Origin of the sequence: Streptomyces sp. NPDC001401 (genome assembly GCF_042895385.1) — a bacterium.
Lineage (GTDB): Bacteria > Actinomycetota > Actinomycetes > Streptomycetales > Streptomycetaceae > Streptomyces.
In genome coordinates this window covers 1-17,711 of the sequence record NZ_JBIAWI010000027.1, presented here as the reverse complement: position 1 = coordinate 17,711, position 17,711 = coordinate 1, and the positions used below count along the sequence as shown (strand labels likewise).

Annotated in this window: 13 protein-coding genes; 5 read left to right on the top strand and 8 right to left on the bottom strand. The window is 70.2% G+C overall.

Annotated elements, in window-relative coordinates:
- Positions 1-31 precede the first annotated feature (31 nt).
- From glpK to ACFY10_RS50050, 4 genes are all read right to left on the bottom strand, one after another.
- Positions 32-1,543: a glycerol kinase GlpK gene (gene glpK / locus ACFY10_RS50065; RefSeq protein ID WP_390672094.1), complete on the bottom strand. Its 1,512-nt coding sequence runs from the start codon at positions 1,541-1,543 to the stop codon at positions 32-34.
- 486 nt (positions 1,544-2,029) lie between these two features.
- Complete coding sequence (locus ACFY10_RS50060; protein ID WP_390672093.1) at positions 2,030-3,682, bottom strand: GGDEF domain-containing protein; 1,653 nt, start codon at positions 3,680-3,682, stop codon at positions 2,030-2,032.
- Between the two features lie 108 nt (positions 3,683-3,790).
- Entirely contained in the window at positions 3,791-4,981 is a 1,191-nt protein-coding gene (locus ACFY10_RS50055) for a lipid-transfer protein (RefSeq protein ID WP_390672092.1), read from the bottom strand.
- On the bottom strand, positions 4,978-5,424 hold the full coding sequence (locus tag ACFY10_RS50050) for a Zn-ribbon domain-containing OB-fold protein (RefSeq protein WP_390672091.1): 447 nt from the start codon (positions 5,422-5,424) through the stop codon (positions 4,978-4,980). Before ACFY10_RS50050 ends, ACFY10_RS50055 begins: the two co-directional genes overlap by 4 nt.
- Before the next feature lie 77 nt (positions 5,425-5,501).
- Here ACFY10_RS50050 and ACFY10_RS50045 point away from each other — a divergent pair, with 77 nt between their 5' ends.
- Together ACFY10_RS50045 and ACFY10_RS50040 are read left to right on the top strand one after the other, a co-directional pair.
- Positions 5,502-6,311 carry a M15 family metallopeptidase gene (locus tag ACFY10_RS50045; protein ID WP_390672090.1) on the top strand — a complete coding sequence of 270 codons (810 nt, stop codon included), beginning with the start codon at positions 5,502-5,504 and terminating at the stop codon, positions 6,309-6,311.
- 47 nt (positions 6,312-6,358) lie between these two features.
- Positions 6,359-6,895, top strand: a complete 537-nt coding sequence (locus ACFY10_RS50040) for an NUDIX domain-containing protein (RefSeq protein ID WP_390672089.1) — start codon at positions 6,359-6,361, stop codon at positions 6,893-6,895.
- 1 nt (position 6,896) lies between these two features.
- On the opposite strand, the gene ACFY10_RS50035 is transcribed toward ACFY10_RS50040, so the two are convergent.
- Positions 6,897-9,263 carry a TIM-barrel domain-containing protein gene (locus ACFY10_RS50035; protein WP_390672088.1) on the bottom strand — a complete coding sequence of 789 codons (2,367 nt, stop codon included), beginning with the start codon at positions 9,261-9,263 and terminating at the stop codon, positions 6,897-6,899.
- A 214-nt stretch (positions 9,264-9,477) separates the two neighbouring features.
- Between ACFY10_RS50035 and ACFY10_RS50030 the strand changes: the two genes are divergently transcribed.
- Entirely contained in the window at positions 9,478-11,445 is a 1,968-nt protein-coding gene (locus ACFY10_RS50030) for an acetoacetate--CoA ligase (RefSeq protein ID WP_390672087.1), read from the top strand.
- A gap of 10 nt (positions 11,446-11,455) precedes the next feature.
- Here ACFY10_RS50030 and ACFY10_RS50025 read toward each other — a convergent pair whose 3' ends face one another.
- A complete protein-coding gene (locus ACFY10_RS50025) occupies positions 11,456-12,775 on the bottom strand; it encodes an aminotransferase class I/II-fold pyridoxal phosphate-dependent enzyme (RefSeq protein ID WP_390672086.1) in 1,320 nt (439 codons plus the stop codon).
- A gap of 111 nt (positions 12,776-12,886) precedes the next feature.
- Here ACFY10_RS50025 and ACFY10_RS50020 point away from each other — a divergent pair, with 111 nt between their 5' ends.
- Complete coding sequence (locus ACFY10_RS50020; RefSeq protein ID WP_390672085.1) at positions 12,887-14,101, top strand: MFS transporter; 1,215 nt, start codon at positions 12,887-12,889, stop codon at positions 14,099-14,101.
- Between the two features lie 22 nt (positions 14,102-14,123).
- Positions 14,124-15,017, top strand: a complete 894-nt coding sequence (locus ACFY10_RS50015; protein ID WP_390672084.1) for a hypothetical protein — start codon at positions 14,124-14,126, stop codon at positions 15,015-15,017.
- 78 nt (positions 15,018-15,095) lie between these two features.
- On the opposite strand, the gene ptsP is transcribed toward ACFY10_RS50015, so the two are convergent.
- Entirely contained in the window at positions 15,096-16,766 is a 1,671-nt protein-coding gene (ptsP, locus tag ACFY10_RS50010; protein ID WP_390672083.1) for a phosphoenolpyruvate--protein phosphotransferase, read from the bottom strand.
- Positions 16,767-16,843: 77 nt separating this feature from the next.
- Positions 16,844-17,293, bottom strand: coding sequence for a PTS glucose transporter subunit IIA (locus ACFY10_RS50005; RefSeq protein ID WP_390672082.1), 450 nt, complete (start codon positions 17,291-17,293; stop codon positions 16,844-16,846).
- Positions 17,294-17,711: the final 418 nt, after the last annotated feature.

The window sequence follows — 17,711 nt, the reverse complement described above, 5'->3', positions numbered from 1 at the left end:
GGGCCGCAGCCATGGGCACGCGCGCGCGTGCCTAGTTTTCGCCGTCTTCCTCCCAGCCGAAGCTCTTCTCAACGGCCTTGCGCCAGTTGTGGTACTGGCGGTCACGGACGGATGCCTCCATGGCCGGCGTCCACTCGACATCCTTCTGCCAGTGGGACTTCAGCTCGTCGAGGTCGTTCCACACGCCGGTGGCGAGCCCGGCCGCGTACGCGGCGCCGAGGCAGGTGGTCTCGGAGACCTTGGGGCGGACCACCGGAACGTCGAGCACGTCCGCCTGGTGCTGCATGAGCAGGTTGTTCTTGGTCATGCCGCCGTCCACCTTCAGGGTGGTGATGTGCACCCCGGAGTCCTGGTACATGGCGTCCACGACCTCGCGCGTCTGCCAGCTTGTCGCTTCGAGCACGGCTCGGGCGAGGTGCCCCTTGGTGACGTAGCGGGTCAGGCCCGTGATCACACCGCGCGCGTCGGAGCGCCAGTACGGCGCGAACAGGCCGGAGAAGGCGGGCACGATGTACGCTCCGCCGTTGTCCTCGACACTCGCCGCCAGCGGTTCGATCTCGTCGGCGGTACGAATGATGCCCAGCTGGTCGCGGAACCATTGCACGAGGGCACCCGTTATGGCTATCGACCCCTCCAGGCAGTAGACCGGTGCCTCGCTGCCGATCTTGTAGCCCATCGTCGTCAGCAGCCCGCTCTTCGACGCCACCGGCCGGTTGCCCGTGTTGAGCAGCAGGAAGCTGCCCGTGCCGTACGTGTTCTTCGCCGTGCCCACGTCGTAGCAGGCCTGCCCGAACACGGCCGCCTGCTGGTCGCCGAGGGCCGAGGCGACCGGCACCCCGGCCAGCTGGCCCACGGCGGTGCCGTACACCTCGGCCGACGACCTGATCTCGGGGAGGACGGCTTCGGGGATGTTCATCGCGGCGAGGATGGACGGGTCCCACTGGAGGGATTCCAGGTTCATCAGCATGGTGCGGCCGGCGTTGGTGACGTCCGTGACGTGCTGTCCGCCGTCGGTGCCGCCCGTCAGGTTCCAGATGAGCCAGGAGTCGATGGTGCCGAAGGCGATCTCACCGTTCTCGGCGCGGGCCCTGAGACCGGGCACGTTGTCCAGCAGCCAGGCGGCCTTGGGGCCGGAGAAGTAGGTGGCCAGCGGCAGTCCGGTCTGCTCGCGGAAACGGTCCTGCCCATCCGAGCCGCCGAGCTGGTTGGTCAGCGCCGCGGTGCGGGTGTCCTGCCACACGATGGCGTTGTGCACGGGTTTGCCCGTCGCGCGGTCCCACAGGACCGTGGTCTCGCGCTGGTTTGTGATGCCGAGCGCGCTGAGCTGGTCGGCGCGCAGCCCGGCCTTGGCGATCGCTCCGGCGACCACGGCCTGCACCTTGGACCAGATCTCCGTGGCGTCGTGCTCCACCCAGCCGGGCTTCGGGAAGATCTGGCGGTGCTCGCGCTGGTCGACAGCGACGATCGCGCCGTCCTGGTTGAAGACGATGCAGCGGCTGGAAGTGGTGCCCTGGTCGATAGCGGCGACGAACTTGTCCGTCATGACGTCCCCTTCGTCGTTCCTTCAGAAGGCTGCTTTGAATCAGAGGGCTGCTGTGAAGATCAGCCCGGAAAGCACCCCGCCGATCAGCGGTCCGACCACCGGGATCCACATGCCGTGGCCTTCGCCGTGGATGTCTGCGTTGCTCATGGCGGCTCCTAGGGCCCTGTCCCGGGGTGATCGACCCCGGTCCTCGGTGCAGGGTGCGTTTCCCGTGGCGACTTCAGCCGAAGGCGGGGGAGCTCCCGCGCCCCGTCCGGCGTCCGTGACGAGCGTGCCGTCGCAGCCGAATCGCCCGTGGGGGAACGGGCCTGTTCTTCAGGCGGGGCCCGCGCGGCGCGTGCCTGGATACACCGTGTATGTACGGCGATGTCGACTGACACCGGAAGTGTTCACCGGCGCCCACAGAGCGTCAAGGTCGCCGACACCAACGGTGACAGCCGCCGTTGTCTCCGAGCGAAGGGCATTACGGTCGGTCGGTTACGACGATCAGCCTAGGCCCGGTTCCGCCACCGCGCACCCGGCCTGGGCGGGCGCCGTCCCCGAGCCGCGCCGGATCTCGTGGCCCGGCAGACCCGCCCGGCCCAGCACCCAACTCGCCCCGTGCAGCGATTTCGCGGCCTTCTTCAGCGGCGCCAGACACGCGGCGGCCTGCCGGTGGTCCGTCACACTGCCCGGCGGGCACAGGACTGTGGCCAGGGACAACGTGACGGGACGCCCGCCGGCCGACCAGGGCGCGTCCAGCATCGAGGCGGCCAGCGGATCCAGCCACTCCGGTTCGGCGAGCACCAGGAAGTCGTCCCCGCCGATGTGGCCCACGCGGGTGCTCCCGGACGCCGCGTGCTGCAGCGCCCGCCCCACCGAGCGGATCAGCTCGTCGCCCGCCGCGAACCCGGCCCCGTCGTTGACCTGCTTGAAGTGGTCCACGTCCAGCCAGCTCAGGGCGAAGGGCCGGCCGTCCGCGATGCGGCGGTCCACTTCGCCGGTGATCGCGTCCGAGCCGGGCAGGCGCGTGAGCGGATTGAGCCCGGCCGCCTCCTCGACCCGGCTCTCGGCCAGTGCCCGCACGAGGTCCGCGAGCCGTACGACACCCACGCACCGCCCGATCCGGTCCACCACCGCCACATCGTCCGACGTGCGCCCCCGGCCGCCGACGGCCACCACGTCCAGGACCTCCCATGCGGTGGCGTCGACACCCACCGTCCGCGGCGGATCCCCGAGCTTCGCGGCGGGCCGGTCGGCGTACAGAGCATGTCCGTAGCGCCCCGACATCGACAGCAGGAACCGCGAGCGGTGCACCGACCGGACCGGGAGTCCGTTTGCGTCCACGAGCAGCACGCCCGACACCTCCGGAGAACCGGTCAGAAGCGCCCGTACCTGACCGGCCGACGCGGTGGCGGGCAGCAGCGCGGCGGGCCGCACGAACTCCCGCACCGAAGGCCCCGACTTCGGGACCGTCACGGCGCCCGAGGAACGAGGCGGAACGTATACGTCCGCCGCGGGCAACCGGGCCGGCGGTGCGAACAGCTCGCCCTGCGCCAGCTGAGCACCGGCCGAGATCGCGGCCGCGCACTGCAGTTCCGTCTCGACGCCCTCGACGGACAGGAGCGCTCCCAGCTGCTCGCACAGCGTCCGCATCGCCTTCACCGCCGCCGGCCGCGCCAGCAGCGACGCATCCAGTTTCACCAGGTCGGGCCCCATGTCGGTGAGCAGCCGCAGGGGTACGTCCCCGTCTCCGACGCCGTCCGCACTGATCCGGAAGCCTTGCGTCCGCAGCGCGCTCACCGCCTCCAGCAGCGCCTGCTGCGGGACGTGCGTGTACGGCGGCCCGATGTCGATCGTCACCTCCCACGGCAGCCGTCCCGCCTCGCGTACGGCGGCGTGCAGCGGGGTGAGGCCTCCCAGGTCGGCGAGGGTGCCCGCGAACACGTTGACGTGCAGCGGCAGCAGTGTCTCCTTGTGAGCCGCCGCACGGACCGCCAACACCGCCAGCCGGCCGTCGAGTTCAGGGTCTCGACGGGCCTCGGCCAGGATGTCGCCGGCCTCCGGGCGGGCGAGTATCTCCAGCCCTGCGACCCCTCCGGTGGTCAGGTTGACCACCGGCTGGAAGGCGAAGCGGAGAGTATCCGTCCAGGAGTGCACGGGAGCATGATGGCTCCGCCGACGCACGCCCAGGCCCAGTTCATGAGACGCTCACGCAGGATTTCGAGGCGATCACGCAGCGTGCGAGAAAGGGCTTGCTCCGCCTGCCTACCGCACCGCGATCACCGCCGACCCGTGCCCGAACAGCCCCTGGTTCGCCGTGATCCCCACGCGCGCCCCCGCGACCTGCCGCTCACCCGCCTCCCGCCTCAACTGCCAGGTCAGCTCGCAGACTTGAGCAATCGCCTGAGCGGGAACCGCCTCTCCGAAGGAGGCCAGCCCACCGCTCACGTTCACCGGTATTCGCCCGCCGAGGGTCGTCGCGCCCTCCCGCAGCAGCTTCGCGGCCTCTCCCTGCCCGCACAGCCCCAGATCCTCGTACCACTGCAACTCCAGGGCGGTGGACAGGTCGTAGACCTCGGCGAGGGAGAGGTCCTCGGGGCCGAGGCCCGCCTCCTCGTAGGCCGCCTGTGCGATCGACGTGCGGAACGTGTCGGCGGCAGGCTGCACCGCCACGGCGGAGTCCGTCGCGATGTCCGGAAGATCCAGCACCGTGTTGGGGTAACGCGGCGTCACCGTGGACACGGCCCGGATCCGCACCGGCCGGTCCGCCCCGTGCCGACGTGCGAACTCCGTGCTGGACAGCACCAGGGCCGCACCTCCGTCCGACGTCGCGCAGATGTCGAGCAGCCGCAGCGGATCGGCGACCACCACGGAGGCAGCGACCTCCTCGGCGGTGACCCGCTTGCGGTAGCGGGCGTTCGGATTGAGCGCCCCCAGGGCCGAGTTCTTCACCTTGACCTGTGCGAAGTCCTCGACCGTGTCGCCGTGCACGGCCATGCGACGGCGCGCGTACAGCCCGAAGTAGGTGGGATTGGTCGCCCCCAGCACCCGGAAGCGCAGCCAGTCCGGATCGTCGGGCCGGTCGCCTCCCGCCGGCCGGAAGAACCCCTTGGGCGCCGCATCGGCGCCCACCACGAGGACCACGTCCGCGAGACCCGAAAGGATCTGTGCCCGCGCGGTGTTGACGGCCTGTGCCCCGGACGCGCACGCCGCGTACACGCTCGCCACCCGGGCGCCCTGCCAGCCCAGGGCCTTCGCGAAGGTCGCACCGGCCACATAGCCCGGATAGCCGCCCCGCACGGTGTCGGCGCCGACGATCGAGCCGATGTCCCGCCACTCCAGCCCGGCGTCGGCGAGCGCCGCACGGGCGGCTGCAGCCCCGTACTCGACGAAGCTGCGCCCCCACTTGCCCCACGGGTGCATGCCCGCGCCGAGCACCGCCACCTCACCCGTCATGCCCTCACCCCCGTCGGCCGCCAATGCCAGGTCGTCCAGGTCGTCTCCGTGTCCTCATGGAGCACTCCGGGCACGACCTCCACCTCCATGCCCACCGTCAGATCGGCGACGGTGACCCCGGGCGCCGCCTGCCCCAGCACCACGATCCGCTCGGCCTCCAGCTCCACAGCGATCAACGTGTACGGCTCCCACGGAAGTTCCGGATTGCTCACATAGGGTGACGGTGGCCGGTACTGGCTGTCCGTGTACGACCAGACGCGCCCGCGCCGGGACAGCGGCACCTCCTCGAGATCTCCGCCGGGGCATCCGGGATTCCGGCAGTGGGTGTCCTCGCGGGGGAAGAACACCGAACCGCACGCCGCGCAGCGGGTGCCGAGGAGCCTGAAGCCGTCCCCGTCGCCGGTGAACCATCCGTCGACGACGGGCGTGCGTGTACGAGACAAAGCCCCTCCCTGGCATACGATCTGACGGAACGTCAGAAGTGTGTCACGGGCATCCGGAATTGGGCAGGGCAGGAGACATGACACGACTCACCCGTTCAGTACGCGGTCTGATCACCGCCCTGGCCGCCCTGCTGGCCGTGACGGCCGCCTCGGCCACCGCCCGGGCGAACACCGAGCCCAAAGCACCGCAGGACTTCGTGGCCCTGAGAACCGTGGACCCGACGATCATCCAGGAGATGCGCTACTTCACCCCGCACAACTTCGTCGGCGAGCGCATCGACGGCTACCAGCAGCCGATCTGCCTCCTCACCCGGCCGGCCGCCGAAGCGCTCCACAAGGCCCAGGCGAAGCTGCTGCGCGAGGGCTACACCCTCAAGGTGTACGACTGCTACCGGCCGCAGCGCGCCGTGAACCACTTCGTCCGCTGGGCCGAGGACCTCGACGACCAGGCGACGAAGGGCGAGTTCTATCCGAACGTCGACAAGACCCGTCTGTTCGCGGACGGTTACATCGCGGAGAAATCCGGCCACAGCCGTGGCTCGACCATGGACCTCACCATCGTGAAGCTCCCTGCGAGACCGACCCGGCCGTACCACCCGGGAGAGCCCCTCGTGCCCTGCTATGCGCCCAGGGACGAGCGCTTCCCCGACAACTCCGTCGACATGGGCACCGGGTTCGACTGCTTCGACACCCTCGCCCACACCCTGGACCCGCGCATCGAGGGCGAACAGCGCGCCAACAGACTGCTCCTCAAGAGCACCATGGAGGGGCTCGGATTCGTGAACCTCGCCGAGGAGTGGTGGCACTACACGTACAAGCCCGAGCCCTACCCGGACACCTACTTCGACTTCCCCGTCTCTCGGAAGTCGCTCACCAGCGGGCACTGAGGCGCCCCCGGAAGACGCTCTTCACTTGATCGGATACATTCCGCTTCGTGTCCGAAACTCAAGCCTCCACCCCCAATTCCGCGCCCGACTCCCACTGTTCGAGCTGCGGAGCGCCCTACGGAGAGGGCGTCTCCGGCTGGCCCCGCACCTGTCCGGCCTGCCACGCGGTGGCCTACCGCAACCCCCTGCCGGTGGCGATCGCGCTCCAGCCCGTGTACGACACGAAGGGCACCGCCCTGGTCGTCATCACCCGAACCGTCGCCCCCGCGCGCGGAGGCATCGCGTTGCCCGGTGGCTACATCGACGACCGCGAGGACTGGCGGCAGGCCGTCGTCCGCGAGCTCAAGGAAGAGACCGGCATCGACGCGGCCGGCCGCGACGTACGGCTCGTCGACGCCATGAGCTCGCCCGACGGGCACCTGCTGCTGTTCGGGCTCCTCCCCGAGCGCCCGGCCGAGGGCCTCCCGCAGTCCACGGCCACCGACGAGACGGAGGGCTGGCACCTCCTGCGCAGGCCGGAGGAGCTCGCCTTCCCCCTGCACACGCTGGCCGTACGGGCGTGGTTCGAGGGCCGGTACGTCTGAGTCAGTCCCCCTTCAGGCCTCGCACACGCACCGGGTAGGGCGGCTCGCCGGCGCCGCCCTCGCCCTCGCGCTCGACCACCAGCCGCCGTCCCGTCCAACGGGCGACGTAGCGCTCGAGTTCCGGCTCGGCCCATCCGTCACCCGCGTCCTGCACCACCAGTCCGCCACCGCTCCGTCCCCGGGCGGGCGCCCAGACCTCCAGCTCCAGCCCGCCGTCGTCCCCGCGTACGGGGACGACGGCACCCGCGCGCGCGAGCACCGGAATCCGCGACAAGGGGGCCTCGAGGAGCACCTGCGCCGGCCCCTCGTACACCTGCTCCGTCACCGTGTCGTACCAGCGCCCCCGGGGCAGCTGCACCGCCCGCCGGTCGGCGCCCGGGTCGAGCACCGGCGCCACCAGCAGACAGTCGCCCAGCAGGAACGCGTCCTCGCAGTCGCGCAGCGCACGGTCCTCGGGCGCCGCCCACCACAGCGGCCGCACATAGGGCGCTCCGTTGCGTCGGGCCAGATGCGCGAGCGTCATGAAGTACGGCAGCAGCCGCCGGCGTTCGACGAGCGCCACGCGCGCGTGCTCCAGCACTTCGGCACCGAACTCCCAAGGCTCCCTGCGCCCCGCCCGCAGACTCGCGTGGGTACGGAACAGCGGCAGGTACGCACCGAGTTGGAGCCAGCGCAGATACAGCTCGGGCGACGGACTCCCGTCGAAACCGCCCACGTCCGGCCCCGAATACGGCACCCCGCACAGACCCAGCCCCATGACCAGCGACAGTGAGGCCCGCAGCCCGGGCCAGCCCGTGGCCACGTCTCCGGACCAGGTGCCGCCGTAGCGCTGCAGGCCGGCCCAACCGGAGCGCGAGAAAATGAACGGCCGTTCCTCGGGAGCCAGTTCGCGCAGCCCTTCGTAGGCCGCCCTGGCCATGCACAGCGCGTAGATGTTGTGCGCCTCCCGATGGTCCCCGCCCCGTCCTTCCAGCGAGTGCCTGGCCGAACGCGGCAGCGTCGACTCCCCGAAGGCGGCGAACGAGGTGGGCTCGTTCATGTCGTGCCAGAAACCCGAGAACCCCTGGGCGAGCCGCTCCTCGTACAGAGCGCCCCACCACTCACGCACACGCGCGTGCGTGAAGTCCGGGAAGACCGCCTCCCCGGGCCACGCCACCCCGCGCACAAGCCGCCCCGAAGCGTCCCGCACGAACGCGTCCACGGCGGTCCCGCTGTCGTACGCCGCGTTGCCCTCGGCGGCCTTGACCGCAGGGTCGACGATCGACACCAGCCGGATCCCGTCCCGCCGCAGCTCCTCGGCCAGCACCGGCAGCTTCGGAAAGTGCTCGTGGGCGACGGTGAACACCTGGTGTTCGTCGTAGTGGTCGATGTCCAGATGGACGGCGTCGAGCGGCAGCCCGCGCTCCTGGTAGCCGGAGACGATCCGCCGCACCTCCTGCTCACTGCCGAAGCCCCAGCGCGCGTGATGATGACCCAGCGCCCACGCGGGCGGTAGCGCAGGCGCACCCGTCAGAGACGCCCAGGTGTGCAGCACGCGCGCGGGGGTGCCCACGACCACCCAGCAGCGCAACGGACCGCCGTCCACCCGCAGTTCGCACATCCCTGCACGGTCGTGCCCGGAACCGGCGCCCTCCTCGCCCTCCCGCAGTGTCACCGTGCCGTCCCACGAGGTGTCGTGGAACACCAGATGCGTCGCCGCGTCGGCCACCACCAGCTGCACCGGCATCGTGATGTACAGCGGATCGTCGCCGGGACCGAACGTGCGCCCCGGGTCCGTATTCCACAGGCGGTACGTTCCCTCGCGCAGCCGTGGGCCCGATGCCCGCCCGCCGAGCCCGAAGAACCGCGCGTCCGCGGCCACCTCCGAGCGCTGCATCCAGCGTGCAACACCGCCCCCGACCGGCTCCCACCACCGGGGCGGCAGATCACGGCGCAGGGTCACGCCTCCGGGTGTGAGCACCTCGACTGCCCCGTGCCGCGAGACGACGACCGTCACCCGCTCGGCCACCACCCGCCAGCCGCCGTCCTTGTCCGGCTCCAGGACGGCCCGGGGATCCGGCTCCGGGCAGCGGCCAGCCAGCGCGTACGACGGCTCCGGAGAGGCCCCGTCCCAGCCCCAGAAGACCGCCCCGTTCACAGCGACGAAGATGCGCAGCTCGGACCGGCTGAACCGGACGACGCCGCCACCCGGACCGGGCTCCACCTCCTGCACGGGCCCGGGCACCCGCGCTCGCTCGGCGCCCCGCGACGGCAGCGCGGAGGCGTCGGCACGCCTCCTCCGCCATGCCGCCTTCACGGTACGCAACCCCTGGGCCGCCCTCACCGAACCGACCACCCTTATCGAACGCACCAGGTCACGACCGTCCATGCTGCTCACCCTGCCATTGACCGCCCCACGCGCGCGTGTCGTTCAACTGCCGTTCACCCGTGCCGGGACCACATCTTCACGACCCGGACTATGTGGGGCGCGCCCTGGTGTAGAAGTCGATCACATGGCATCGTCCGTGTCAGCCGCGTCACGCGCACAACCCCAGCACGTGCGCGACCGACGCATACGACGCGCACAGTCCGGGAGCCGCCCCATGTCGACCGTGAACCCCCAGCCGCTCTGGCAGCCAGATCCGGAACGCATCGCCCAGGCGCAGGTCACAAAGTTCCAGGCCTGGGCGGCCGAGCACCACGGCGCACCGGCCGAGGGCGGCTATGCGGCACTGCACCGCTGGTCCGTCGACCAACTGGACACCTTCTGGAAAGCCGTCACTCAGTGGTTCGACGTACGGTTCTCGACACCCTACGCGCGCGTACTCGGCGACCGCTCGATGCCGGGTGCCCAGTGGTTCCCCGGGGCGACCCTGAACTACGCCGAGCACGCCCTGCGCGCCGCCACGACCCGCGCGGACGAACCGGCCCTCCTCTACGTCGACGAGACGCACGAGCCGCGCCCGGTGACCTGGTCCGAGCTGCGTCGCCAGGTCGGCTCCCTGGCCGCCGAGCTGCGCGCCCTCGGCCTACGCCCCGGAGACCGCGTGAGCGGCTACCTCCCGAACATCCCGCAGGCCGTCGTCGCCCTCCTCGCCACGGCCGCCGTGGGCGGCGTCTGGACGTCCTGCGCCCCCGACTTCGGCGCCCGTAGCGTCCTGGACCGCTTCCAGCAGGTCGAACCGGTCGTCCTGTTCACCGTCGACGGCTACCGCTACGGCGGCAAGGAGCACGATCGCCGCGACATCGTCGCCGAGCTGCGCCACGAACTGCCCACGCTGCGTGCCGTCGTCCACATCCCCCTCCTCGGCACCGAGCCCCCCGAAGGCGCCCTGGACTGGTCGGCCCTGACCAGCGCGGACGTGGAGCCCGTCTTCGAGCAGGTCGCCTTCGACCACCCTCTCTGGGTGCTCTACTCTTCGGGCACGACCGGCCTGCCCAAGGCCATCGTCCAGTCCCAGGGCGGCATCCTGATCGAGCACCTCAAACAGCTCGGCCTGCACTGCGACCTGGGCCCCGAGGACCGTTTCTTCTGGTACACGTCCACCGGCTGGATGATGTGGAACTTCCTCGTCTCCGGCCTCCTCACCGGCACGACGATCGTGCTCTACGACGGCAGCCCCGGCTTCCCGGACACGGGCGCCCAGTGGCGCATCGCCGAACGGACCGGAGCCACCCTCTACGGCACCTCGGCGGCTTACGTCATGGCCTGCCGCAAGGCCGGCGTGCACCCGGCGCGCGACTTCGACCTCTCCCGGGTGCAGTGCGTCGCCACGACCGGATCTCCCCTGCCCCCTGACGGGTTCCGCTGGCTGCACGACGAGGTCCGCGACGACCTGTGGATCGCATCCGTCAGCGGCGGCACGGACGTGTGCTCCTGCTTCGCAGGAGCCGTACCCACCCTCCCGGTGTACATCGGCGAGCTCCAGGCACCCGGCCTCGGCACCGACCTGCAGTCCTGGGACCCGAGCGGCAAGCCCGTGATCGACGAGGTCGGCGAGCTCGTGGTCACCAACCCCATGCCGTCGATGCCGATCCACTTCTGGAACGACCCCGACGGCAGCCGCTACCACGACAGCTACTTCGACACCTACCCCGGTGTGTGGCGCCACGGCGACTGGATCACCGTCACCACCCGCGGCTCCGTCGTCATCCACGGCCGCTCCGACTCGACGCTCAACCGCCAGGGCGTGCGCATGGGTTCGGCCGACATCTACGAAGCCGTCGAGCGCATCCCCGAGATCAGGGAATCTCTCGTCATCGGCATCGAACAGCCCGACGGCGGCTACTGGATGCCCCTCTTCGTGCACCTGGTCCCCGGAGCAACCCTGGACGAGGCCCTGCTGGCCCGCATCAAGCAGACCATCCGCGAACAGCTCTCACCGCGCCACGTCCCCGACGAGATCATCGAGGTACCCGGCATTCCGCACACCCTCACCGGCAAGCGCATCGAGGTCCCGGTCAAGCGCCTCCTCCAGGGCACTCCACTGGAGAAGGCCGTCAACCCGGGCTCCATCGACAACCTGGATCTACTGCACTTCTACGAGGACCTCGCCCGCAAACGCGCCTGACGGGGGCGGCTCAACCGCCGTAGGTGGCCTCGGACTCATCGAGCACGGCAGCGAAGTCCGAGGCCAGCCGCGCCGCGTCGGCAGGCTCCAGCTCGGCCACGGAGATCCGCACCCCCGGTGGTGACGACGACCGGAACCGGGCCCCGGCCGCGACCCACCAGCCATACGAGCGCAGCCCGTTCACCACGGCCGACTCGTCCCGCACGGGCACCCACAGATTCATCCCGCTCGCCCCGTGCGCACCGATACCTCGCGCGCCGAGCTCGTCGAGAAGGGCGCCACGGCGCAGCGCGTACGTCTCCTGGGCGCGGGCCACCAACGCGCGCGTGCCGTCGTCGGCCAGCAACCCGTACACGATCTCCTGCAGCAGATGACTGACCCAGCCCGAGGTCAGCAGCAGCCGGCCGTCGTGGCGGGCCAGCGTGGTCGCATCACACGCCGCCGTCGCCCACCGCAGGTCGGTACCGAGGAACTTGCTCACCGTCCGCACATGCACCCAGCGCGCCAACCCGCCGACGGTCAGCGAGTGCAGCGGGGCGGCGGACACCGCCGACGCGTGGTCGTTCTCGACGACCAGCACATCTGGCTCGTCCCGGAGCACCTCCACGAGTGCGTCCCGGCGCGCAACGGAGAAGCAGCCGCCGTACGGATTCTGCGCCCGCGGACTGCACACCAGGGCCCGCACACCAGCCTGCAGCGCCCCGCGCAGGGCCTCGGGACGCACGCCCTCGTCATCCACGGTCACTGGGACGATGCGCAGCCCCAACGCCGTGACCAGGTCCAGCAGATGGTGGTATCCGGGATCCTCCATGGCCACGGCATCGCCGGGCCGCAACTCCACGGACAGCAGTCGGCCGATCAGATCCAGCGCCCCATGCGCGAAGGTCACGTGGTCCACGGGGACACCCTCGGGCCCGATCGAGTCGCGCACACGCTGTTCCAGCCGCGCCAGCCTGGGCGTCGAGCGATGCGCCCGGGCGCCGGGGGACAGGCGTGACGGCGGTACGAGAGCGGGAAGCAGGGCGGGATCCGGGTGCCCGCCGGACAAGTCCCGCAGGCCCTCAGGGACTTTGGGCGGCCGCCGCGACGCGACCGCGGGAGCCGGCGCCACCACGGTCCCGCCCCGCCCGCGCGTGACCACGATTCCGCGCTGTCGCAGCTCCTTGTAGGCCGCGGCGACCGTGCCGGGACTGACCCCGAGGTCGTCCGCGAGCCGTCGCACCGGAGGCAGCGCGGCTTCCGGCCCCAACGATCCCTCCGCCACGGCCCGTTCGACGGACGCGGCAATTCCCTTGGCCGTCGTACCAGAGATCCCATATTGTGTTGCCACGTTGGAAATTATGTACCAGTACATAACTGAACGCAAGGGGGAGCAGTGCATCCGATGCGCCGCGCAGCCGCATGGTCGAGCCGCATACCAGGAGGGCGCGACGGACGCAGAATGCTCACCATCGCGCTCGTCGACCGCATCGGCAGCGGACTGTGGGCCTCGGTGTCCGTCCTGTACTTCACCTACGTCTCGGGACTCTCCGTCGCCCAGGTCGGCACGCTCGCCGCAACCGCCGGAGCCATCGGCATCGCCGGCGCACCCCTGGGCGGCCGCATCGCCGACCGGTTCCCGCTCACCCGCGTCCTGCTCGCCGTCCAACTCCTGCGCGCACTGGCCTCCTTGGCGCTCCTCACCACGAACGACTACGCCCTGCTCCTCGCCTTCTCTGCAGTCGGCAGCCTCGGAGACCGCGCGGCGAGCGTCCTCACAAGGCTCTACGCCACCCGCGTGGCAGGACCCGACCGCGTCCGCTACCAGGCCGTCCACCGCACCATCGCCAACGCGGGCTGGGCCCTGGGCGGCCTCGCCGCCGCGGCGGCCCTGGCCCTCGGTACCACCACCGCCTACCAGTGGCTCCTCGCCGGCGACGCACTCTCCTTCCTCGCCTCCGCCCTCCTCACCCTGCGCTGCGGCGAACCCCCGTCCGCCTCGCGCACCGTCACCACCTCGAAAACCCCGGCACCCGCGACCAAGCCGACACGCGCCAATCCCTGGCGTGACCGCACCTACCTCGCCTACGTCGCCACCGAAACCGTCCTCTTCCTCGACGACGCCGTCTTCAAGGTCGGCCTGCCCCTGTGGATCGCTCACGCGGACAACGCACCGCACGGCCTCGCGCCCCTGCTGCTGGTCCTCAACAACGTGATGGTGGTGGCCCTCCAGGTCCCCCTGGCCCGCTTCGGGACCACTACTGCGGCCGCCCGCGCGCTCCTCCTTCCGCTGTCAGCCGCCTTTGCTCTCGGCGGCATCGCCATGGCGCTCTCGGCCACCGGGGGAGCCGTCACCGCCACCCTGCTCCTCACGGCTGCGGCCGCCGCCTTCACCTTGGCCGAGATGCTCCACGCCACCATCTCCTGGGAACTGTCCGTCGCCCTCGCCCCCGGCACCGCGCAGGGCGCTTACCTCGGCGTACACGGTCTGGCCCAGTCCGCCCAACGCAGCGTCGGACCACTGGCCGTCACCGCGGCCATCACCACTGGCCCGGCCGGCTGGACGACCTTCGGCGCCATCATCGCTCTGACCTGCCTGATTCAGCGCCGCCTAGTCCGTGATCGCCTCACTCGGACGCCGTTGTCAGTGCCGACGGTTACTGTGAGTGAGCATTGATCGACCATGCACAGGGGGAAAGATGGCGCACACCGACCACCAGACCATGCGACGCGTCCTGCGCCGTGAAATCGCAGGCACCATCGGCCTGCTGACCGATGAGCACGACTTCCGTGCCATGCGGCGCTACCGCAGCTTCACCTTCGACAACCACACGAGCTATCTCCAACAGGTGGAAGCGCTCCTCAAGACACGCGCCTCCCAGGGCAGCCACACCGCGGTCGCCCTCTTCGACCCGCAGGAGTACGCCGAATTCTGCGCGGACACAGGCCTCGACCCCGACGTCCAGTCCAGCCGCACACGCTTCACCGCCGAACTGGCGACCACAGGACCCGTGCTTCCCTACGAGGGCCAGCCTCTGACTGACCTCGTCCCCGCCCTCGTCGACGAAGCCGTCCGACAGGCCACCTGGGAGTACGCATCCACACTCCTCGCCCGCCTCGGCGCCTGCGCCTCGTGCGGCGAGGACATCGGCCGCGCCGCCTTCACCCGCGCCTCCCATCTCCTCGTACGCATTCTCGACACAGCGGGAGCAGGCAACCGCCACCTCGTCTGCAGCGTCTCGGCAACACCGGAGACACTCGTCTCCGTCCTCCACGCAGACGAGGACGACCGTGGCGCCATCCAACTCGACGAGGCCGAAGCCCTCGAATTCACCACAGTCCTGGCCCTCGGCATCGCCACCCAGAGCCCCGGCGGGCTCGTCATGCGCACCAGCGCCCCCGGGACCACTGACCGCGTCTACGGCTGGCGTCTGCGCGGAGAAGGCCTCGAACCCCTCACGGCCGGCGAGGTGTTCGACGCCTACTGCACCGACATCGAATCCGGAGACCTGATCTCCCCGGAATCGGACGTCGACTACTGCGTACCGCCGGACCTCGGGGACGAAGGACAGACACCGGGGCACCGCCACTGAAAACACGAGAGGCGCTCCACCCGCGGGTGGAGCGCCTCTCAAGAACAGCCGGCGGAACAACAGCCGACGCCGGCCCGGCTACTCGCCCGACAGCACCGCCTGAGCCGCGTTGCGCGCCTCCTCGGCGCTCTCCGCAGCCCGGGCCGCAGCAGCAGCACGCTCGCACTGGGCCAGCGTGTACTTGCCAAGAGTCGCCCGCACATAAGGAATTGACGCCGCGCCCATGGAAAGGGAGGTGACACCAAGACCGGTCAGCACACACGCGAGCAACGGGTCGGATGCAGCCTCACCGCAGACACCGCAGCTCTTGCCCTCGGCCTTCGCCGCCTCAGCGGACAGCGCCACCAGGTCGAGCAGCGCCGGCTGCCACGGATCCTGCAGACGGGACACCGCACCCACCTGGCGGTCGGCCGCGAACGTGTACTGCGCGAGGTCGTTGGTCCCCAGCGACAGGAACTCGACCTCCTGCAGAATCGACCGGGCCCGCAGCGCGGCCGAAGGAATCTCGACCATCGCGCCGAACTTCGCCTGCAGCCCCGCCTCACGGCACGCGTCCGCGAACGCCTTGGCGTCGGCACGGTCCGCCACCATCGGGGCCATGACCTCGAGGTAGACCGGCAGACCCTCGGCAGCCTTCGCGAGCGCCGTCAGCTGGGTGCGCAGAACCTCCGGGTGGTCGAGCAGGGTCCGCAGACCGCGCACACCCAGCGCGGGATTGGGCTCGTCGGCCGGCGTGAGGAAATCCAGCGGCTTGTCCGCGCCTGCGTCCAGGACACGGACGACGACACGGCCCTCGGGGAACGCCTCGAGCACCTGCTGGTAGGCCTCGACCTGCTTCGCCTCCGACGGGGCGTTCTTGCTGTCGTCCAGGAAGAGGAACTCGGTGCGGAACAGACCCACACCCTCGGCCCCGGCCTCGACGGCGGCCGGCACGTCCGCGGGACCGCCGACGTTGGCCAGCAGCGGCACCTTGTGACCGTCGGAGGTGGCGCCCGGACCGGTCGAGGCGGCGAGCGCCGCCTTGCGCTCGGCGGCCGCGGCCTCCAACTGCGCCTTCTTCTCATCGCTGGGGTTCACGAAGATCTCGCCGGTACTGCCGTCGACAGCGATCACCGTGCCCTCGGCGAGCTCCCCGGCACCCGGCAGCGCCACCACGGCCGGAACACCGAGCGCCCGCGCCAGAATCGCGCTGTGGCTGGTCGGCCCACCCTCCTCGGTGACGAAACCGAGGACCAGGGTCGGATCCAGCAGCGCCGTGTCGGCAGGCGCAAGGTCACGTGCAATAAGAACGTACGGCTCGTCACTGTCCGGAACACCCGGCATCGGCACGCCGAGCAGCCGGGCGACTATACGGTTCCGCACGTCATCCAGGTCGGCCACACGACCTGCGAGGTACTCGCCGGCACCGGCCAGCAGGGCGCGGTACGCGGCGAACGCGTCGTACACGGCGCGCTCGGCCGTGCTCCCGACGGTGATACGCCGTTCGACATCCGCCATCAGCTCGGGGTCCTGCGCCATCATGGCCTGCGCCTCGAGCACCGCCTGGGCTTCGCCCCCCGCCAGATTGCCGCGCGCCATCAGATCGGCTGCCACAGCGACCACGGCCTGGCGAGCGCGCCCCTGTTCACGCTCCGCGTCCTCCGCCGGAATCTGCTTGGCAGGCGGTTCCAGCACCGCCGTTCCCATGTGCCGAACCTCGCCGATCGCCACACCGTGGCTCACACCGACGCCTCGCAGCGTTGTCTCCATCTCACCCGTCTCCGATAGTGCGGCGGGTCCCGCCGCCGCTGTGGTTGTCTGCTTGCCGTCATACGACGGCACTGACGTCACTTCCAGACGAAAAGAGTGTCGCCCGCCTTCACGTCACCATCGTCACGAAGATCGGAGAGAGCCTCGGCAGTGGCCTCGAGCGCCACGATGGGGCACACCGCCGACCTGCCGGCGGCTTCCACGGCGGCAGGGTTCCAGCGAACCACGCCCTGCCCCCGCGTCACGGTGTCGCCCTTGTTCACGAGCAGCTCGAAACCGTCACCGTTGAGCTGCACGGTGTCGATACCGAGGTGGGTGAGCACTCCGTGCCCCTGCTCGTCGACGACGACAAAGGCGTGCGGGTGCAGAGAGACGATGACTCCGTCCACAGGAGCGACTGCCTCGGACGGCTCGCGCACGGGGTCGATCGCCGTTCCCGGGCCCACCATGGCCCCGGAGAAGACTGGATCCGGCACTGCTGCCAGGCCGATGGCGCGTCCTGCAATCGGGGACGTCACGGTGGTCATGGGAAGCCTCCCAGGGGTGGAGATCCATATGGGCCGTCACTGCCTGTACCGGACGGCGCACTGTGGAGCAGGGTATGTCATATGAACTGACGGTTCCGTATGGAAGATACCGGATAGTGGTCTAGACCACCAGCCTCAATCGATTTGCACCCGCTTCCCAGCCCCGTGTACAGTCGTACTCCTGCTTGAGGCCGAGCGACGCGACCAAGCGTCCTTGGTTCAGCAGGACCCAAACTCGTCAGATCCTATCTCGGGGTCACCTTCTGCATGCCTGCAGGCAGGTGGTGAGAGAGACGGAAAAACACTGATAGAGTTTGGAGCAGCGAAGGGAAGCGCCCGGAGGAAAGCCCGCGAGGGTGAGTACGAAGGAAGCGTCCGTTCCTTGAGAACTCAACAGCGTGCCAAAAATCAACGCCAG